21 protein-coding genes are annotated in these 17,747 nt (G+C 71.0%); 11 read left to right on the top strand and 10 right to left on the bottom strand.

Translation table 11 applies throughout. The features are described from left to right. The coding region (locus VH969_RS21350; RefSeq protein ID WP_414638591.1) for an alpha/beta fold hydrolase at nucleotides 1-433 on the top strand (433 nt) is incomplete at its 5' end. On the opposite strand, the gene VH969_RS21345 is transcribed toward VH969_RS21350, so the two are convergent. Together VH969_RS21345 and VH969_RS21340 are read right to left on the bottom strand one after the other, a co-directional pair. Continuing rightward, on the bottom strand, nucleotides 430-804 hold the full coding sequence (locus VH969_RS21345) for an FKBP-type peptidyl-prolyl cis-trans isomerase (protein ID WP_331976927.1): 375 nt from the start codon (nucleotides 802-804) through the stop codon (nucleotides 430-432). The genes VH969_RS21350 and VH969_RS21345 overlap by 4 nt on opposite strands. A 151-nt stretch (nucleotides 805-955) precedes the next feature. Beyond that, complete coding sequence (locus VH969_RS21340) at nucleotides 956-1,387, bottom strand: hypothetical protein (protein WP_331976925.1); 432 nt, start codon at nucleotides 1,385-1,387, stop codon at nucleotides 956-958. 70 nt (nucleotides 1,388-1,457) lie between these two features. Between VH969_RS21340 and VH969_RS21335 the strand changes: the two genes are divergently transcribed. After that, nucleotides 1,458-2,147, top strand: coding sequence for a DUF429 domain-containing protein (locus VH969_RS21335; RefSeq protein ID WP_331976923.1), 690 nt, complete (start codon nucleotides 1,458-1,460; stop codon nucleotides 2,145-2,147). On the opposite strand, the gene VH969_RS21330 is transcribed toward VH969_RS21335, so the two are convergent. Beyond that, entirely contained in the window at nucleotides 2,144-3,019 is an 876-nt protein-coding gene (locus tag VH969_RS21330; RefSeq protein WP_331976921.1) for a LysR family transcriptional regulator, read from the bottom strand. The two genes, VH969_RS21335 and VH969_RS21330, sit on opposite strands and share 4 nt — an antisense overlap. A gap of 70 nt (nucleotides 3,020-3,089) precedes the next feature. On the opposite strand from VH969_RS21330, the gene VH969_RS21325 reads away from it, so the two are divergent. Next, a complete protein-coding gene (locus VH969_RS21325; RefSeq protein ID WP_331976919.1) occupies nucleotides 3,090-3,440 on the top strand; it encodes a YybH family protein in 351 nt (116 codons plus the stop codon). Nucleotides 3,441-3,494: 54 nt separating this feature from the next. Beyond that, nucleotides 3,495-4,139: a DoxX family protein gene (locus tag VH969_RS21320; RefSeq protein ID WP_331976917.1), complete on the top strand. Its 645-nt coding sequence runs from the start codon at nucleotides 3,495-3,497 to the stop codon at nucleotides 4,137-4,139. Between the two features lie 3 nt (nucleotides 4,140-4,142). Here the strand turns inward: VH969_RS21320 and VH969_RS21315 are convergent, their stop codons facing one another. Both VH969_RS21315 and VH969_RS21310 read right to left on the bottom strand, forming a co-directional pair. Further along, nucleotides 4,143-5,030, bottom strand: coding sequence for a hypothetical protein (locus VH969_RS21315; RefSeq protein WP_331976915.1), 888 nt, complete (start codon nucleotides 5,028-5,030; stop codon nucleotides 4,143-4,145). A gap of 49 nt (nucleotides 5,031-5,079) precedes the next feature. Then, complete coding sequence (locus VH969_RS21310) at nucleotides 5,080-5,757, bottom strand: MBL fold metallo-hydrolase (protein ID WP_331976913.1); 678 nt, start codon at nucleotides 5,755-5,757, stop codon at nucleotides 5,080-5,082. 39 nt (nucleotides 5,758-5,796) lie between these two features. On the opposite strand from VH969_RS21310, the gene VH969_RS21305 reads away from it, so the two are divergent. After that, nucleotides 5,797-6,354, top strand: coding sequence for a DUF1349 domain-containing protein (locus VH969_RS21305; protein WP_331976911.1), 558 nt, complete (start codon nucleotides 5,797-5,799; stop codon nucleotides 6,352-6,354). Here the strand turns inward: VH969_RS21305 and VH969_RS21300 are convergent. Beyond that, nucleotides 6,337-7,140: a maleylpyruvate isomerase family mycothiol-dependent enzyme gene (locus VH969_RS21300; protein ID WP_331976909.1), complete on the bottom strand. Its 804-nt coding sequence runs from the start codon at nucleotides 7,138-7,140 to the stop codon at nucleotides 6,337-6,339. The genes VH969_RS21305 and VH969_RS21300 overlap by 18 nt on opposite strands. Nucleotides 7,141-7,366: 226 nt before the next feature. Between VH969_RS21300 and uvrA the strand changes: the two genes are divergently transcribed. Further along, nucleotides 7,367-10,222 carry an excinuclease ABC subunit UvrA gene (gene uvrA, locus VH969_RS21295; RefSeq protein WP_331976907.1) on the top strand — a complete coding sequence of 952 codons (2,856 nt, stop codon included), beginning with the start codon at nucleotides 7,367-7,369 and terminating at the stop codon, nucleotides 10,220-10,222. Nucleotides 10,223-10,373: 151 nt separating this feature from the next. Beyond that, on the top strand, nucleotides 10,374-11,186 hold the full coding sequence (locus VH969_RS21290; protein ID WP_331976905.1) for a hypothetical protein: 813 nt from the start codon (nucleotides 10,374-10,376) through the stop codon (nucleotides 11,184-11,186). Here the strand turns inward: VH969_RS21290 and VH969_RS21285 are convergent. Next, nucleotides 11,179-12,207, bottom strand: a complete 1,029-nt coding sequence (locus VH969_RS21285; RefSeq protein ID WP_331976903.1) for an alpha/beta fold hydrolase — start codon at nucleotides 12,205-12,207, stop codon at nucleotides 11,179-11,181. The genes VH969_RS21290 and VH969_RS21285 overlap by 8 nt on opposite strands. Nucleotides 12,208-12,228: 21 nt before the next feature. Here VH969_RS21285 and VH969_RS21280 point away from each other — a divergent pair, with 21 nt between their 5' ends. Further along, nucleotides 12,229-12,840: a class I SAM-dependent methyltransferase gene (locus VH969_RS21280; protein WP_331976901.1), complete on the top strand. Its 612-nt coding sequence runs from the start codon at nucleotides 12,229-12,231 to the stop codon at nucleotides 12,838-12,840. 14 nt (nucleotides 12,841-12,854) lie between these two features. Here VH969_RS21280 and VH969_RS21275 read toward each other — a convergent pair whose 3' ends face one another. Then, nucleotides 12,855-13,733 (bottom strand): oxidoreductase, encoded by an 879-nt coding sequence (locus VH969_RS21275; protein WP_331976899.1) that lies wholly within the window; start codon nucleotides 13,731-13,733, stop codon nucleotides 12,855-12,857. Between the two features lie 33 nt (nucleotides 13,734-13,766). Here VH969_RS21275 and VH969_RS21270 point away from each other — a divergent pair, with 33 nt between their 5' ends. Beyond that, nucleotides 13,767-14,213: an SRPBCC family protein gene (locus VH969_RS21270; protein ID WP_331976897.1), complete on the top strand. Its 447-nt coding sequence runs from the start codon at nucleotides 13,767-13,769 to the stop codon at nucleotides 14,211-14,213. A gap of 24 nt (nucleotides 14,214-14,237) precedes the next feature. Here VH969_RS21270 and VH969_RS21265 read toward each other — a convergent pair whose 3' ends face one another. Continuing rightward, nucleotides 14,238-14,816, bottom strand: coding sequence for a TetR/AcrR family transcriptional regulator (locus tag VH969_RS21265; protein ID WP_331976895.1), 579 nt, complete (start codon nucleotides 14,814-14,816; stop codon nucleotides 14,238-14,240). Nucleotides 14,817-14,886: 70 nt separating this feature from the next. On the opposite strand from VH969_RS21265, the gene VH969_RS21260 reads away from it, so the two are divergent. Further along, nucleotides 14,887-15,342, top strand: coding sequence for a pyridoxamine 5'-phosphate oxidase family protein (locus VH969_RS21260; protein ID WP_331976893.1), 456 nt, complete (start codon nucleotides 14,887-14,889; stop codon nucleotides 15,340-15,342). A gap of 1 nt (nucleotide 15,343) precedes the next feature. Here the strand turns inward: VH969_RS21260 and VH969_RS21255 are convergent, their stop codons facing one another. Beyond that, nucleotides 15,344-16,738: a cation:dicarboxylate symporter family transporter gene (locus VH969_RS21255; protein ID WP_331976891.1), complete on the bottom strand. Its 1,395-nt coding sequence runs from the start codon at nucleotides 16,736-16,738 to the stop codon at nucleotides 15,344-15,346. A 425-nt stretch (nucleotides 16,739-17,163) separates the two neighbouring features. On the opposite strand from VH969_RS21255, the gene infC reads away from it, so the two are divergent. Further along, nucleotides 17,164-17,747 (top strand): translation initiation factor IF-3 (gene infC, locus VH969_RS21250; RefSeq protein WP_331976929.1); only part of this gene is annotated, 584 nt, incomplete at its 3' end.

Here is a 17,747-nt window from a genome sequence, read left to right as displayed (position 1 = left end):
ACCGGCGGTGTGCGGGCTGGGGATCAAGGTGTCGTGGAGTGCTCCGGAGCTCGCGAAGGCGGCCGAGCTGGCGGCTCGCCCCGCCAAGGTCTTCGGCACGCGGGCGGAGGCGATGGGGCGGGCGCTGAAGGTGGCCGGGCTGCACGGGCTGGTGCCGTCGCTCGACGCCGGCGTCGCTTCGGCGGAGGGTGGCTGGCGGCTGGCGTTGGGCTCGGCCGCGTTCGGGGTGGGCGCGCCGGACATGGCGGGGCTGCTTGCCGCGTGCCGGGGTGCGGTGACCCTGGCGTCGGGGGAGCGGGACCCGATGTCGCCGCCGGGCGGGCTGGTCGGGTTGCGCCCGGACGCGGTGGCCCTTGCCGGACTCGGCCACAACGCCCACGTGGAGAACCCGCGGGCGTTGTGGCCGTTGGTAGACCGGCTGCTGGTCCCCTAGCGGACGCCGAGCAGGTCGACGACGAAGACGAGGGTCTCGCCGGGCTTGATCGCGCCGCCCGCGCCCCGGTCGCCGTAGCCGAGGTGCGGCGGGATGACCAGCTTGCGCCGGCCGCCGACCTTCATGCCGGCCACGCCGCGGTCCCAGCCGGCGATCACGCGGCCACCGCCGAGCGGAAAGCTGAACGGCGCGCCGCGGTTCCAGGAGGCGTCGAACTCCTCGCCGGAGGAGTGCGCGACGCCGACGTAGTGCACGCTGACCTGCTGACCGGGCCGGGCCTCGTCGCCGTCACCCACGGTGATGTCCTCGACGACCAGATCGGCCGGCGGGGGCCCGTCAACGGGGTCGACTGCGGGCTTCTCGAGGGCCATTCGGTTCTCCTTCTTGGTTCTTCGGTCCTACCCGGCTCATCCAACCAGCCGCGGCCCGTGCCGGCCGGACAACCGCGCAACCCACCGACGCCGGACGAGTACTAATGCGAACGCCGCTGCTCGGACGCCGCACAGCCGCCCCGCCCAGAAGTCACGCGCGGCGGTAGGTCATCTCGAAGTCGTGCTCCCAGGTGATGCCGTCGAGGCAGATCTCCCACTTGCCGCGGATCGTGTCCGGTCCGTCGAACGTGCCGGTGAAGCGCTGGGCGAACCCGGGGGCGTCGCGCCACTGCCGCCACACGCCGTCGGCCAGCCTCATCTGGTAGATCCGGTGCACGCCGCGCTCGTCGCTGTACAGCACGGTGCACGCGTCGGTCGTGTCGTCGACCCCGATGATCATCAAGCTGTCGGGCGCGTCCGGGTGGTCGGCGTGCGAGCGGAGGACGAGGTACGTGCCCTCCTGCCACTCGGCGGTCATCGTCCCGGTGAGCGTCCCCGGGATGTGCGGGTTGTCCACGCTCACGTCCCACCGGCCGGCGAGCGCGTCGAGCCTGTCGAGCGCCCCGGGGCGATCATCGGTCACGTTCCGATGCTAGTCGTCCTGCCTTGTGGACGGGCCCATACATTCGTGTGCTGACGAGCGATAACGGCGTATGAGCACCGAACGCGTCCTCGGTGTGGATGCCTGCCGGGCGGGGTGGGTCGGCATCGCCCTGGATGGCAACCGCATCACGGCGTACCAGACCCGCACGATCGCCGACCTCGTCACGACCGCGGCCGCCGACGGCCCCCTCGCGGTGATCGCCGTCGACATACCGATCGGCCTGCCCGACAACTCCCGCCGCCAGGCCGACGTCGAGGCCCGCCGCGCGGTGGGCCACCTCGCGTCGTCGGTCTTCATGACGCCGGTACGCGGCGCGCTGGAGTACCGCGACCACGGCAGCGCGAGCGCGCACAACCGCGAACGGGTCGGCGAGGGCATCTCGATCCAGGCGTTCGGGATCCTGCCGAAGGTGCGCGAGGTCGACTTGTGGCTGCCGAGCGCGCCGTGCCGCGTCGTGGAGGTCCACCCGGAGGTCAGCTTCGCGGCCCTCAACGGCGCGCCGCTCGACGTCCGCAAGCACACCTGGGCCGGCGCGCGGCTGCGCCACCGCCTGCTCACCGAGGCGGGCATCGAGCTGCGCGACATCGGCGACCCGGGCGCCAAGGCGGGCGTGGACGACGTCCTCGACGCGGCGGTCGCCGCGTGGACCGCGCGCCGGGTCCGCGAGGGCACGGCCACCTCGATCCCGGAGGAGTCCGAGATCTTCAGCGACGGCGTCCAGACCTCGATCTGGCGCTAGAGGGCCTCGCGGGCACGGCCGACGAACGCGCGACCGGCCGGGCTGCTCGGACCACCCGCGCGCCACGCCAGCGCGAGCCGGCCGCGCAGTGCCGGCCGGGTGATCGTCAGCACACGCAGGCGGTCCGCGCGGGCGGCGGCGAACTCGCCGGGCAGGATCGCCGCGCCGAGGCCGTGACTTGCGAGCTGCGCGAGCACCTCCGGGTCGGTCGCCTCGAACGCGATGTGCGGCGCGAAACCGGCGACCGCGCAGGCCTCCTCGAGCCGGGCCCGCAGGCCGGTGCCACGCGGCAGGCTGATCAGCTGGCGGCCGCGCAGCGTGTCGAGCGAGATCGACCGGTGCGCGGCCAGCTCGTGGTCGTGGCTCACCGCGGCGACGATCGGCTGATCGGTGATCACCTGGACAGCCACTCCGGCGGGCACGCGCCGGCCGATGCTGACGATCGCCACGTCGAGCCGGCCCGTGCGCAGGCCGTCGAGCAGCTCGTCGGAGGCGGACTCGGTCAGCGTGATCTCGATGGCCGGATGGTCGTCGTGGAAACCGGCGAGCAGGCCGGGCAGGTCGACGTCGTGCGAGGTCACCGTGCCGACCGCGACGTGCCCGCGTAGCAGGCCGGTGAGCTCGTCGACCGCGAGCCGCGCGCCGGCCACCGCCGCGAGCGCGGCGCGGGCGTAGGGCAGGACCGCTTCCCCGGCCTCGGTCAGCCGGACCGCCCGGCTCGTGCGCTCGAGCAGCCGCTGCCCGAGCTCGCGCTCGAGCCGGCTGATCTGCGCGCTGACGCCGGGCTGCGCGACGTGCACCTTCGCGGCCGCGCGGGTGAAGCTGCGTGCCTCGGCCACCGCCACGAAGTACTCGAGCTGTCGAAGCTCCATAAGCATCGAGTCTAGATCCGAGAGCAACTATCTCTTGGACTTCTGGTTCGCGCGGACCGACAGTGGAGGTATGACTGCGAAGGAACCAGAAGACCTCACCCGCTTGTTCGTCGAACGAGCCAACGCCGGCGACGTCGACGGCATGGTCGCGCTGTACGCGCCGGACGCCGTGCTCGCGTACCCGCCGGGGTCCGCGACCGTCGGCCGCGAGGCGATCCGCGCGGTGTTCGAGCAGCTGCTGGCGCACGCTCCGCGACCGTTCCCCGCGGAGAGTCCACTTCCGACGGTCCGCTACGGCGACCTGGCGCTCACCTCGACCCGCCCGTCCGACGACACCGGCGGCCGGGTGCAGGTCGCACGCCGCGAACCGGACGGCACGTGGCTGCGCGTCATCGACCGCCCGGAGCTGCCGCCGGAGTGAAACCTGCCGGATGGGGTACGCAGAGGTCAGAGACGTATGGAGGAGGTCCAACCGATGATTATGCGCCGGATTGCCCGCCCGATGCTGGCGGCAGTATTCGTGTCCGGCGGCATCGAGACGCTGCGCAACCCCAAGCCGCGGATCCAGGCCGCCGAGCCGGTGATCGACAAGCTGGACAAGAACGCCGACCCGGTCAAGCAGAAGCTGCCGGTCGACATCCCGACGGACGCGGAGTCCATGGTCAAGTTCGACGCCGCCGTCAAGATCGGCGCGGGCATCGCGCTCGGCCTGGGCAAGTTCCCGCGCCTGGCCGCCGTGCTGCTGGCCGGCTCGCTCGTGCCGACGACCGTGGCGGCCCACCGCTTCTGGGAGCACGAGGACCCCCAGCAGCGCGCGCAGCAGCAGAGCCACTTCTTCAAGAACGTCGCCTTGATCGGCGGCCTGATGATCGCCGCGGGTGACACGCACGGCAAGCCGTCGGTCGCCTGGCGCACCAAGCGTGCGGCCCGATCGGCGGCCGGCAGCACGGCCGGCGTCGCGGGCGCGATGACCGGCTCGGCGAAGTCCGCGGCCGACACGGCGAAGTCCGCGGCCGATTCCGTAAGGTCCGCGGCCGGTTCGGTGACGGGCGGCGCGAAGTCCGCGGCCGGTTCGTTCACCGGCGGCGTCAAGAGCGGCGTCAAGGCGGCTCGGCACTGATCGTTACAGCACGCCGTTGCGCTTGAGGATCGACACGGCCTGCACGGTCGCGTAGCCGCGCCACTCGAGCTCGGCGGCGGGGGAGTAGCTCGCGAAGTCGACACGCCACCCGCCGTCGTTCTCCTGCTTGCCGGCCAGGCGCCGCAGCTCGGCGTCGATCACGTGCTGGCGGAACAGTTCGCGAGCCGGGCGGCCGGCCTCGGGCGCGACGTCGAGCGGGCGGATGTACTCCTCCTGCGCGCCGCCGGCGACGTGCAGGAGGCCGTCGTCGGGTATGAAGCGGCCGAGCCCGTCGAGCAGTTCGGCTGCCCGCGGTTCGCGACCGTGGACCGCGTCGAGGAACTGGATCGCGAAGGAAAGCGCGATCGCGTGCGGCGCGTCGTCGAGCCCCGCGATCGTGTCGAGGCAGTACCGCGTCGCCGTCGCGAGCCACGGATGCGCGGCGACGGCCGGATCGTGCGCCGCCACCCGCTGCGCCATGCCGGCGACGAACGCGGTGCTCTGCAAGGTCGAGATCGTCGGGTCGGCCCGCGCCCAGAATGGTGCGCACCCGGCGGGATCCGCGACCGGCAGGGCGAACGGCATGCCACCGTCGGGCAGCGTGATCCCCGCGAGCCAGTCGCAGAGTTCTGTGGCCCGGACCGTCCTGACCGGCGCGACGTCCGCGAAGGCCTCGAACGCGTGCAACGCCCCGCAGGGCTGGCTCTCGGGCGCACGCAGGTCGGGTTCGAGCCCCCACCCGTACCCACCATCGAGGTTGCGATACCCGTCGACCGCGGCGAGCACCGCATCGGTGTCGTCCCCGCCCACGAGCAGGTCGAACCGCCGCCGGTCGAGAACCCTGGCGTGCGCGGCCATGAAGGAAGCAGCCGCCGCGAGATCTACTGTCACGAACCCATCCTGACCGAGCCATGCCGCCCGGTCTTGACGGTTTCGGACGTCACCAGCCGCGTTCGCGCCACTCGCTGAGCTTCGGGCGTTCCGCGCCCAGCGTGGAGTCGTCGCCGTGGCCCGGGTAGAACCACGTGTCGTCCGGGAGGGGGTCGAAGATCCGCGACGACACGTCGTTCAGCAACGACGTGAAGTCCTCCGGTGACTGTGTCTTGCCGACGCCGCCGGGGAAGAGCGAGTCGCCCGTGAACAGGTGGCCGTGGCCCGCCGGATCGCGGTACAGCAGCGCGACCGAACCCGGCGTGTGGCCGCGCAGGTGGATGACCTCCAGCGCACAGTCGCCGACCTCGACCGTGTCGCCGTGGGACACGAAACGGTCCGGCGGCACTGGCAGTGGCCCGGCGTCCGCCTCGTGGGCGATGGTGTTCGCGCCGTACGCGCCCGCCACCGCGCCCAGCGCCTGCCAGTGGTCCGGATGCTGGTGCGTCGTCACGATCGTGCGCAGCGTCGGGCGGTCGTCGCCGTGGCCGATGAGGTCCGACAGGCGCTCCGGGTCGTTCGCGGCGTCGATCAGCAGCGCCTCGTTCGTGTCCCGGCACACCAGCAGGTACGCGTTGTTGTCCATCGGGCCGACGGAGATCTTCGTGATCGTCAGCGCGTCCAGCGTCCGCCGCGCGGCGGACCCGCCCGGCTCGACATGACCGTTGTAGTCCTCGACAACATCCACGGCCGCGACCCTAGCGCGCCGAACCGGCCTCCTGACAGCATGGCCGTCGTGATCACGGGCTGGACCTGGCTCAACGAGCCGACGACGTGGCGCCGGGACGGCGGCACGCTGATCGTCACGACCGACCCGGACACCGACTTCTGGCGGACCACCCACTACGGCTTCGTCCGCGACACCGGCCACCTCCTCGGCGGGCAGGCGCGTGAGTTCACCCTCGCCGCCACCTTCCGCGGCGAGTACCGCGACCAGTACGACCAGGCCGGCATCGCCATCCGGATCGACGAGCACAACTGGATCAAGAGCGGCATCGAGCTGGTCGACGGCCACCAGCAAATCTCCGCCGTCGTCACCCGCGAGTTCTCCGACTGGTCGGTCGCGCCCGTGCCCGATCCCACGACCGTGACGATCAAGGCGGAGCGAACCGGCGACGCCGTCACGATCAGCTACGGCCTCGACGGCGCCGCCCCGGACACGCTGCTGCGCGTCGCCTACCTCGAACCCGGCACCACGGCGCGCGCCGGCATCATGGCCGCCTCGCCGACCGGCACGGGCTTCACGACGACGTTCACGGACGTCGGGCTAACCCCACGCGGGTAGCACCGGCACGTCGCCCTCGAGCTCGCGCCCGTCGCCGCGCCCGGTCAGCCACGCGAGCACGGGCGCGGCCGCGCCCGAAACTTCGTGCACCTCGCCGGCGGCGCCGCCGACCAGATCCCAGACCCGCTCCTCGCCGTCCGGCAGCGTCACGGTCAGGTGCACCGAGGGCCCGTCCGGCCGGTCGACCAGCCGCGCGACCGCGGTGCCGAGCAGACCTTCCAGCTGCGCCTCCGGGATGTCCGCGAACCCGAAGCCGACGTCGAGGTCTGCGAGGTGGACCCAGAGCTCGAACAGCCGCATCGACGGGATGTTGGCCGCGGGGAAGACCATCGATGCCCGGCCGGCCACGGTCGCGAGCCACTGCGAGTCGCCGAGCCGCTCGCTCGCGACGGCGAACCGGTCGGCGGACGCGCGGAGGTCCTCGTGCAGGACCTGTGCGAGGCGGTCCGCACCTTCCTGGATGTCCGCGTCGCGGTCGGCGGTGCTGGGGTACATGGGGTGTTCGACGCCGGTGCGCGCCCACGTGAGCAGATTCACGAACCCATCCGCGTTGCGCGCGAGGTGGGTGATCACGTGTGCGCGCGTCCAGCCCGGCAGCCGGCTGGGCTGGTGCATGCGCTGGTCGGTCAGCTCCCCGACCGCCTGGTCCAGCCTCTCCGTCACGGTCCGCACGTCGGCCAGGCAGCGCCTGGCCTCCGCGGCCGCCGAGCGTTCGTGCGCGCGGCGCTGCTCGGGCACGCTGTCGTGCCGCACGGACGCGTCCGATGAGATGCTGGAGCCAGTCATACCGCCATCCCCGCGAGTCGGTAGTTCAGAATGGGCTTTGCACCAGACCTGGTTTCTCCAGCGTAGGTGATGGGGCGCCCACCATGGGTAGCCGATCGTCCGGACGTCCGGCGCAGAAATTGTCGGTGCCCCGTCCTAGCATGGCGTCGGCCGCCCGTCTCAGGTCTGTGGGTACCGCCTGACCTGCGCGTGGCCGATCCGAAGCAGCATCGTCGAAGGGACTTCAGTGGCTGACCGCCTCGTTGTTCGCGGCGCCAGGGAGCACAACCTGCGCGGCGTGGATCTCGACCTGCCCCGGAACAGCATGATCGTGTTCACCGGTCTGTCGGGCTCCGGCAAGTCGAGCCTGGCCTTCGACACGATCTTCGCCGAGGGGCAGCGCCGGTACGTCGAGTCGCTGTCGGCCTACGCCAGGCAGTTCCTCGGCCAGATGGACAAGCCCGACGTCGACTTCATCGAGGGCCTCTCGCCCGCGGTGTCGATCGACCAGAAGTCGACCAGCCGCAACCCGCGATCGACCGTCGGCACCATCACCGAGGTCTACGACTACCTCCGCCTGCTCTTCGCCCGCGCCGGGTCGCCGCACTGCCCGCAGTGTGGCGAACCGATCAGCAAGCAGACCCCGCAGCAGATCGTGGACCAGGTGCTCGCGATGCAGGACGGCATCCGCTTCCAGGTCCTCGCGCCGGTGGTCCGCGGGCGCAAGGGGGAGTACGTCGACCTGTTCTCCTCGCTGCAGTCGCAGGGCTACTCGCGCGCCCGGGTCGACGGCACCGTCTACCAGCTGACCGAGCCACCCACGCTCAAGAAGCAGGAGAAGCACGACATCGCGGTGGTGATCGACCGCCTCACGGTCAAGGCGTCCGCCAAGCGCCGGCTCACCGACTCGATCGAGACCGCGCTGCGCCTGGCCGACGGGCTCGTCGAGCTGGAGTTCGTCGACCTGCCCGAGCACGATCCCGCCCGCATGCGGGGCTTCTCCGAGAACCTGGCGTGCCCGAACGGTCACGCGCTCGCGATCGAGGACCTCGAGCCGCGGTCGTTCTCCTTCAACTCGCCGTACGGCGCGTGCCCGGTGTGCACCGGTATCGGCGTCCGCCAGGAGGTCGACCCCGAGCTGGTGGTCCCGGACGACGAGCTGAGCCTGGGGGAAGGGGCGATCGCGCCGTGGGCCGGCGGGCAGACCGCCGAGTACTTCGTCCGGCTGCTCGGCTCGCTGGCCGAGGCGGTCGGGTTCCGGATGGACACACCGTGGCGCAAGCTGCCGGCGAAGGCGCAGAAGGCCGTGCTGCACGGCATCGACGAGCAGGTGCACGTCCGGTACCGCAACCGGTACGGGCGCGAGCGGTCGTACTACGCCAACTACGAGGGCGTGATCCCGTTCCTGGAGCGGCGCCAGGAGCAGACCGAGTCCGACTACATGCGCGAGAAGTACGAGGGCTACATGCGGGAGGTGCCGTGCCCAGCCTGTCAGGGCACGCGCCTGAAGCCGGAGATCCTCGCCGTCACCCTCGAGCACAGGACGCAGGGTGCGCGGTCGATCGCCGAGGTGTCCGCGCTGTCGATCTCCGAGTGCGCGGACTTCCTCGACGGGCTGCGGCTCGGCCGCCGGCAGACCATGATCGCCGGCGCGGTGCTCAAGGAGATCCAGGCGCGGCTGCGGTTCCTGCTCGACGTCGGCCTCGACTACCTTTCACTCGATCGCGCGTCCGGCACACTTTCCGGTGGTGAAGCGCAACGCATCCGGCTGGCCACCCAGATCGGTTCGGGCCTGGTCGGCGTGCTGTACGTGCTCGACGAGCCGTCGATCGGTCTGCACCAGCGGGACAACCACCGGCTGATCGAGACGCTGACCCGGCTGCGCAACCTGGGCAACACGCTGATCGTCGTCGAACACGACGAGGACACCATCCGCAGCTCCGACTGGGTCGTCGACATCGGCCCGGGCGCGGGCGAGCACGGCGGCAAGATCGTCCACAGTGGACCCTTCGCGAAGCTGCTCAAGAACAGGGAGTCGCTGACCGGCGCGTACCTGTCCGGCCGCGAGCAGATCCCGGTGCCCGCGCTGCGCCGGCCGGCGAACCGCAAGCGCCAGCTGACGGTCGTCGGGGCGCGGGAGCACAACCTGCGCGGCATCGACGTGTCGTTCCCGCTGGGCTGCCTGGTGTCGGTCACGGGTGTGTCCGGGTCGGGCAAGTCGACGCTGGTGAACGACATCCTGGCGACGGTGCTGGCCAACAAGCTGAACGGCGCCCGGCAGGTGCCGGGCCGGCACACCCGGGTGCGGGGCCTGGACCTGGTCGACAAGCTGGTGCGGGTGGACCAGTCGCCGATCGGCCGCACCCCGAGGTCGAACCCGGCGACGTACACCGGCGTGTTCGACCACATCCGCAAGCTCTTCGCGGCGACGACCGAGGCGAAGGTCCGCGGCTACCAGCCGGGCCGGTTCTCGTTCAACGTGAAGGGCGGCCGCTGCGAGGCCTGCGCGGGCGACGGCACGATCAAGATCGAGATGAACTTCCTCCCGGACGTGTACGTCCCGTGCGAGGTGTGCAAGGGCGCGCGGTACAACCGCGAGACGCTCGAGGTGCACTACAAGGGCAAGACCATCTCCGAGGTCCTGGACATGCCGATCGAGGAGGCGGAGAAGTTCTTCGAACCGATCCGCGCCATCCACCGCCACCTGAAGACCCTGGTCGACGTGGGTCTGGGCTATGTGCGCCTCGGCCAGCCCGCCCCGACCCTGTCCGGCGGCGAGGCCCAGCGCGTGAAGCTGGCCTCGGAGCTGCAGAAGCGCTCCACGGGCAAGACGGTGTACGTCCTGGACGAGCCGACGACGGGCCTGCACTTCGAGGACATCCGCAAGCTGATCGGCGTCATCAACGGCTTGGTGGACAAGGGAAACACGGTCATCGTCATCGAACACAACCTGGACGTGATCAAGACCTCGGACTGGATCGTGGACATGGGCCCGGAGGGCGGCTCTGGTGGCGGGCTCGTCATCGCGGAGGGAACGCCGGAAGAGCTCACCGAGATCGAGGAGAGCTACACGGGGCAGTTCCTTCGGCACGTGCTGGTCTGAACACCGGCCGGCGCCGGGAAAGGCGCGGGCACCTCACAATGAGCCGAGCGGTCTCAAGCTGCACGCCAACCACCCCGGCCGCAGCTCCTCAACCCGTTGAGCCACAAGCAGACCAGCCCGACCGCTGAGCCAGAAGCAGCGCCGAGCCACGATGGCCGAAACGGGCCATCCTCAAGCATGGCCCGCATTCGCGATGCCCGGGCACCACGTCAGGCGATTCACTTCGCACATGGCACAGACATGGGAGCCGGCAGGGGAGTTCACGATCGGCGCGCGGTTCAACGGCCCGCCGACCACCGCCAACGGTGGTTACGCATGTGGGGTCATCGCCCGGTTCGTCCGGGGACCGGCGACCGTACGACTGCGACGACCGCCGCCGCTCGAGGCGCGGCTCGTCGCGCTGGCCGATGGTGACCGCATCCGGGTCATGCAGGGTGAGGTGCTTGTCGCGGAAGCCGAACCGGCGCGCAACGGCTTTCTCGAGCCGCCTCTTCGGCCCAGTATGGGGGAGGCCGTCGCGGCCGGGCGGCGGCATCCCTGGCGGGGTGTGCGGCACCTGCTCTCCGACTGCTTCGTCTGTGGGCCGGAGCGCACCGACGGACTCGGGGTCACGCCTGGGCCCTTGTACGGCGCCGATGAGGTGACCGCGGCGCCGTTCGTGCCCGATGCCAGCGTCGCGAACGACGGGGTCGTCGATCCGGCGATCGTCTGGGCGGTGCTCGACTGTCCCAGCTTTCCCGCCGAGGCGTTGCGGGAGGGGCGGATCGCCTTGCTCGGCACGCTCGAGGCGCGGCTCGACCGGGATGTCGTGGTGGGGGAGCGGCTGGTCGTCGTCGGGTGGACGCGCGCGTTGGACGGCCGGAAACTCCAGTCGGCGTCGGCCCTGCTCGCCTCCGACGGGTCCGTCGTCGCGCAGGCTCTGGCAACCTGGATCGCGCCGGCGATGCCGGTGACGGTCAGATGAGACCGGCTCTCACGGCGTGTGCGGCGGCCGCGGTCCGGGACGGGAGACCTAGCTTCTGCCGGATGTTCGCGACGTGCCGGTGCACCGTGTGGACACTCAGCACCAGGCGCGTGGCGATCTCCTGGTCGCTCAGCCCACCCGCGACCAACCGCAGTACCTCGAGCTCCCGGTCGGACAGACCGGCCACCTCGACGGGACGAGCGACAACCGGCTGGCCGTCGTCGCAGAAGGTCAGCACCGTGTTCGCGACCGACTGCGCGTCGCCCCGCCACGGCAGGTGGTCCACGCCCTCGAGCGCCACGAATCCGGCGCCGGGCACGCGGGACGCGACGTCCCTGCCCAGCGCGAACGGGATCGCCCGGTCAGCACGGCGGTGGACGACCAGGGTCGGGGCGGTGATGGCTCCGAGGTGGTCGCGCACGTCGAAGTCGTACACCGCCGCGAGCGACGCGGCCGCGCCCTCCGGTGTCGCGCTCTCCCGCTGGAACCGGACGAACTCGTCCCGCTCGGCCGTGGTCCCGGTCGGGATGAACAGATCCGCGAGGAGCCGGGATCCCACGCCCCAGTGACTCGACACGACCGACAGCACCGAGGCCCGGGCCGCCGGGTCGGCGATGTCCGCGCCGCGCGCGTAGCTGCCGTACAGCACGAGCCGGTCCACCCGGTCCGGGTGCGCCGCCGCGTACACGGCCGCCACGCAGCAACCCGAGGACGCGCCCAGCAAGGACACCCGGCCACCGGCGGCGTCGACGACCGCACCGAGCGTCGCCAGCTCGTCGTCGAGTGACGTGATCGGCATCCCGGAGCGATCGGACATCCCCGTACCCGGCCGGTCGTACCTGACCAACGTGAAGCGGCCGGCGAGCATCTCGAAGAACCGCCGGGCCAGCGGATTGCGCCAGTCCACCTCCAGGTGACTGCACCACCAGCCCCCGATCACGAGCGGCGGGCCCGACCCGGCGCTGCCCCACGCGACCGAGCGCCCACGCGCGGTCGTGAAGCGAACTACCTGTTCCGGCACCGAATCAATGTAGGAGGACCCATGTGGGATCGGCTAGCCGCGTTCCTGTACGACCCTTTTCTGCGCACGAGCGAACGGCTGGGCATGGCCGACCGCCGCGCCGCGCTGCTCGCCGAGGCACGCGGCCGGGTGGTGGAGATCGGCGCCGGCACCGGCCTCAACGTCGCGCACTACCCCCGCGAGGCCGGCGAGATCATCCTCACCGAGCCCGTGCCCGCGATGCACCGGCGGCTCGCCGCCCGTGCGGCCGGGCACCCGGCCGCACGGGTGGTCCAGGCGACCGCCGACGACCTCCCGGTCGAGGACGCAAGCGTGGACACCGTCGTGTCGACGCTCGTGCTCTGCACCGTCCCCGAGGTCGACCCGGTGCTCACCGAGATCGCCCGCGTCCTGCGGCCCGGCGGCCGCCTGCTGTTCTGCGAACACGTCCGGGCCGAGGACCCGAAACTCGCGCACCGGCAGTCGCGCTTCGCCCGCCCGTGGGCCGCCTTCGCACAGGGCTGCCGCTGCGACCGCGACACGCTGGAACTGGTCCGCCGGCGCTTCGACGTCGACCGGGTGGACACCGCACGGTGGCGCGGGATGCCGTCCGTGGTCCACCCGCTCGTCACCGGATCGGCGACGCGAAGCTAGTGTCCCGCGGGACACTAGCCGAACTTGTACTCGACGCCGGTCAGCGACGCGGACCGCTCCCACAACCGCCGAGCCGTCTCGACGTCGCGCGACGCGCGGGATGACCCGACGACCTTCGGATGGCCGTGCTGCCCGAACAACCCGCCCGGCCCCGAAAAGCTCCCGCTGGGCACCTCGGCCACGGCCGCATGGAGCGTCGGTAGCGCACCCATGTCCGCGCTCTGCGCCACGATCCGGTTGCCGAGCGCCATCACCGCGTCCTGAAGCGACTCGGTGTGCGACTGCAGGTTCGTCGACGCGTAGCCCGGGTGCGCGGCCGTCGCCCGCACCTGCGAGCCGGCCGACGACAGCCGGCGGCTCAGCTCGTAGCTGAACATCAGGTTCGCGAGCTTCGACTGCGCGTACGCGTTCCAGCGCGAGTAGCGGCGGCGCTCCCAGTTCAGGTCGTCCAGCTTGATCCGGCCCATCCAGTGCACCGCGCTCGACACCGTCACCACGCGGTCGCGCACCTGGGGCAACAGCAGTCCCGTCAGCGCGAAGTGGCCGAGGTGGTTGGTGCCGAACTGGAGCTCGAAGCCGTCCTTCGTGCGCCGGTGCGGGGTGGCCATCACGCCGGCGTTGTTGATCAGCAGGTCGACGTCGTCGGTGACCGAGTCGGCGAACGTCTGGACCGACGACAGGTCCGCGAGGTCGAGCGCGCGGACCTCGACGTCACCGGTCAGCGCCGCCGCGGCGCTCGTGCCCTTCGACACGTCCCGGCACGCCATGATCACCCGAGCCCCGGCCCGGGCCAGCTCGCGCGCCGTGACCAGGCCGATGCCGCTGTTCGCGCCGGTCACGATCGCTGTGCGTCCACTTTGGTCCGGAATGTCCGTCGCGGTCCACTTCACCATGGCGCGACTCTAGCCAACGGCATACTCGATGGTGTGTCGCTCAACGATTATCGGTTCCGGGACGTCTGGTCCGTCGCCGCGCACACCCACCGCGTCTTCGACGCCCTCGTCGACCTGATGAGCTGGCCCCGCTGGTGGCCCGACGTCCGCTCCGTCGACCGCATCGACGACGACACCGCCGAGATCACCTGCCGCGCGGTCCTGCCCTACGCGCTCACCATCCGCCTCCACCGCGCCGAGCAGGACCACCACGCCGGCCGCCTCCGAGTCGAGATGACCGGCGACCTCGACGGCTACTGCGAAGGCCTCGTCAAGGAGACGACCGGTGGCGCGCAGCTGGCCATCGACCAGCGGGTCGCGATGACCAAGCCGTTGCTGCGCACCCTCGCCCCGCTCGCCCGGCCGCTGTTCACCGCCAACCACGCCGCGATGATGTGGCGCGGCCAGCGCGGCCTGCGCGGCTATCTGGGGCGCGCCTGACGGACGCCTGGCGGTGCGATGTCGTCAGGCACGATCCTGGCGCCACCCCTCCAGCACGGCCCGCAGGTCGGCGCGCAACCGGTCCTTCAGCCTCCCGTTCGGCGCCAGCGCCCAGTCCATCTGCGAACCGTGCGCGAGCCCGGCCACGATCCGCGCCGCGCGTCCCGGTGGGGGAGCGCCGGGCAGGCCGGCCGCCGCGAGCAGCGAGCGCAGCACGTCCCGCACCCGCGTGCGCAGCACCGCGAGCCCCTCCCGCAGCGCCGGGTCGCTCATGTCGACACCGAGCTGGGCCAGGTGGTTGGTCGTCGTCGCGGGGTCGTCGATGCCCTCCGCGGTGACCAGGGCGGCCGCGACCACGGCGGCGACGGGATCGGTGTGCCGGTCCGCGACCGCGCGCATCCGGTCGGCGACGCCGTCGGCCGCGGCGGTCATCATGGCGAGCATCAGGCCGTGCTTCGAGCCGAAGCGGCCGGATACCGTGCCCACCGCGACCCCGGCCTCCGCCGCCACCTGGGCCAGCGTGACACCGGGGCCGTACGCGCCGATCGCCCGCCCGCACGCGGCCATCAGCTCGTCGTCGGAGATCTTGCGCGGCCTGCCCACGCGAATTATTGAACCACGGTTCGGAAATCGGGAGTAGTATCCGAACGACGGTTCAGAAAGAGGGGACGCGATGGCCAGCTGGCGGGAGATCGAGAAGGACGCACCGGAGTTCGCCGAACGGGTGCGAAAGGTGTTCGGCGCCGGCAAGCACAAGACCATCGCGACGCTGCGTGCCGACGGTTCGCCCCGGATCAGCGGCAGCGAGTGCGAGTTCGACGACGGCGAGCTCACCTTCGGCATGATGGGTGACTCGCGGAAGCTGGCCGACGTCCGCCGCGACCCGCGGATCGCGATCCACAGCCCGACCCTCGACCCGCCCGAGGAAGGCAGGTGGGCGGGTGACGCGAAGGTGTCCGGCCGCGCGGTGGAGTCCGCCGCGCCGCCGGACAGCCCGCACGACGGGGCCGGCTTCTTCCGGGTCGACATCGCCGAGGTCGCGCTGACCTACGTCGGCGAGCCGGCCGACCACCTCGTCATCGAGTCGTGGCACGCCGGCAGCGGGTACCGCCGCCGCACGCGCGCCTGACCTACGTCCGCTTCGTGGGCTCGCCGGGGGAGACCGTCTCGGCCGTGGCGTCCGCGTCGCCGGCGTCGCGGTCCCGGTCGGCGGACTCCCGGTCGTCGTCGAGCATCGTCGCCTCGTCGAACGGGTCGTCGCCGGAGAGCACCCGGTCGGCTTTGGCCCGGTCGAACTCCTTCGTCCAGGTACCCACGAGGACCGTGGCGACGGAGTTGCCGGCGAAGTTCGTCAGCGCCCGCGCCTCGGACATGAACCGGTCGATGCCCACGATGAGCCCGACGCCGTCGAGCAGGCCCGGCCGGTGCGAGGACAGGCCGCCGGCGAGCGTCGCGAGGCCCGCGCCGGTGACTCCGGCGGCGCCCTTCGAGGCGACGATCATGAACAGCAGCAACGAGATCTCCTCACCGAACGACAGCGGCCGGCCCATGGCGTCGGCGATGAACAACGTGGCCATCGTGAGGTAGATGGCCGTGCCGTCGAGGTTGAACGAGTAGCCGGTCGGCACCGTGATGCCGACGACCGGCTTGCTGACCCCGAGGTGCTCCATCTTCGCGATCAGCCGCGGCAGCGCCACCTCGGACGACGAGGTGGACAGGATCAGCAGGAACTCGCGGCCGAGGTAGCGGTACAGGGCCAGGATGTTCATCTTCGCGACGACCCACAGCAGCGAGCTGAGCACGCCGAACACGAAGATCACGCACGTCACGTAGAAGCCGAACATCAGCACCGCGAGGCTCTTCAGCGCGTCGACCCCGGTCTCGCCGACCACCGCCGCCATCGCGCCGAACGCGCCGACCGGTGCCACCCACATGATCATCGCGAGGATCCGGAACACCAGCCGCTGCAGGTACTCGATCGCGACGAGGATCGGCCGGCCCCTGCCCTTCAGCGCCTGGAGCGCGAAGCCGGTGAGCAGCGCGATGAGCAGCGTCTGGAGCACGTCGCCCTCGGTGAACGCGGAGAACAGCGTGGTCGGGATGATGCCCAGCAGGAAGTCGACCGTGCCGACGCTCTCCTCGACCTGGCCCTGACCCTCCTCGCGCAGCGCGTCGGTCAGCTGCAGCCCATCGCCCGGGTGCAGGATGTTGCCCACGATCAGGCCGATGACCAGCGCGATCGTCGACATGATCAGGAAGTACCCGATCGCGAGCGTGCCGACCTTGCCGACCTTGGCCGCGCGGGCCACGGAGCCGACCCCGAGCACGATCGTGCAGAAGATGATCGGGCTGATCATCATCTTGATCAGGTTGACGAAGCCGGTGCCGAGCGGCTTGAGCTCCTTGCCGACGTCGGGCCAGACCAGGCCGACCAGGATGCCGAGCAGGACCGCGACGATGACGGCGATGTAGAGCAGGTGGGTGCGGTCCCGCCGGCGGGTGCGGGTGGGTGCGGTTTCGGACACGGAACCTCCTCGCGGGACCGGCGGCAGGATGCCGGCGCTGTCGTACCGTGGTCCGATTGTCCGAAATGGTATGACCTAGGTCATACTTGTGTTCATTTCGTTCACGGCTCACGTGAAGTCGGCCCGCGTCGTGGGGCGCCGCCTGGAGCGGTCCGAGCCGCGCTGGCGGTGGACCCGGCATAAATCGGGTGTGAACTCCGTTCTGCTAATCTGTAGGACGCGACCAGCCTCGTGAGAGCGAGGCCGCGAAGTGGAGCCCCGCTCCCACCCGAGTCACCGCAGTGGCCGGGTTCCGGTCGCCGCGGCTGGTGCCGGGTTTCCGGTATCGGCGCGCGGTGTCTCGACGGGCATCGTCGAGGATCGGTCGGAAGCGGGCCCCGTGCACCCTCGGTGCGCGGGGTTCGTGCTGTGTGGGGACCCGGTTCGTGTGCGTCGACAGGACACAGAACTCGGCCCGAGGAGGCCCCATCAGCTCCGACACACGTATCAACGACCGCATCCGAGTGCCCGAGGTCCGACTGGTCGGACCGAACGGCGAGCAGGTCGGCATCGTGCGCATCGAGGACGCACTGCGACTCGCTCAGGAGGCGGACCTGGACCTCGTGGAGGTTGCCCCGCAGGCACGACCGCCCGTCTGCAAGCTCATGGACTTCGGCAAGTACAAGTACGAGAGCGCGCAGAAGGCGCGGGAGTCCCGCCGAAACCAGCAGCTCACCGTGATCAAGGAGCAGAAGCTCCGCCCGAAGATCGACACGCACGACTACGAGACGAAGAGGGGCCACGTCATCCGGTTCCTCGAGCACGGGAACAAGGTCAAGGTGACGATCATGTTCCGCGGTCGTGAGCAGTCCCGGCCGGAGCTCGGATTCCGGCTGCTGCAACGACTTGCCGACGATGTGGCCGAGCTCGGCTTCGTGGAGGCGTCGCCGAAGCAGGACGGTCGCAACATGATCATGGTTCTGGCGCCGCACAAGACGCAGAAGGCGCGGGAGTCCCGCCGAAACCAGCA

This window comes from Actinophytocola sp. (assembly GCF_036555685.1).
Lineage (GTDB): Bacteria > Actinomycetota > Actinomycetes > Mycobacteriales > Pseudonocardiaceae > Actinophytocola.
The sequence above is the reverse complement of the archived record's forward strand: the minus strand, read 5'-3'. Positions and strand labels throughout refer to the sequence as shown.

What these genes read in the sequence shown, in the direction of transcription:
- VH969_RS21345 (WP_331976927.1), bottom strand. Translation starts at nt 804, where the DNA reads ATGGCCCTCGAGAAGCCCGCAGTCGACCCCGTTGACGGGCCCCCGCCG.
- VH969_RS21335 (WP_331976923.1), top strand. Translation starts at nt 1,458, where the DNA reads ATGAGCACCGAACGCGTCCTCGGTGTGGATGCCTGCCGGGCGGGGTGG.
- VH969_RS21330 (WP_331976921.1), bottom strand. Translation starts at nt 3,019, where the DNA reads ATGGAGCTTCGACAGCTCGAGTACTTCGTGGCGGTGGCCGAGGCACGC.
- VH969_RS21325 (WP_331976919.1), top strand. Translation starts at nt 3,090, where the DNA reads ATGACTGCGAAGGAACCAGAAGACCTCACCCGCTTGTTCGTCGAACGA.
- VH969_RS21320 (WP_331976917.1), top strand. Translation starts at nt 3,495, where the DNA reads ATGATTATGCGCCGGATTGCCCGCCCGATGCTGGCGGCAGTATTCGTG.
- VH969_RS21305 (WP_331976911.1), top strand. Translation starts at nt 5,797, where the DNA reads ATGGCCGTCGTGATCACGGGCTGGACCTGGCTCAACGAGCCGACGACG.
- VH969_RS21300 (WP_331976909.1), bottom strand. Translation starts at nt 7,140, where the DNA reads ATGACTGGCTCCAGCATCTCATCGGACGCGTCCGTGCGGCACGACAGC.
- VH969_RS21290 (WP_331976905.1), top strand. Translation starts at nt 10,374, where the DNA reads ATGGCCGAAACGGGCCATCCTCAAGCATGGCCCGCATTCGCGATGCCC.
- VH969_RS21280 (WP_331976901.1), top strand. Translation starts at nt 12,229, where the DNA reads ATGTGGGATCGGCTAGCCGCGTTCCTGTACGACCCTTTTCTGCGCACG.
- VH969_RS21275 (WP_331976899.1), bottom strand. Translation starts at nt 13,733, where the DNA reads ATGGTGAAGTGGACCGCGACGGACATTCCGGACCAAAGTGGACGCACA.
- VH969_RS21260 (WP_331976893.1), top strand. Translation starts at nt 14,887, where the DNA reads ATGGCCAGCTGGCGGGAGATCGAGAAGGACGCACCGGAGTTCGCCGAA.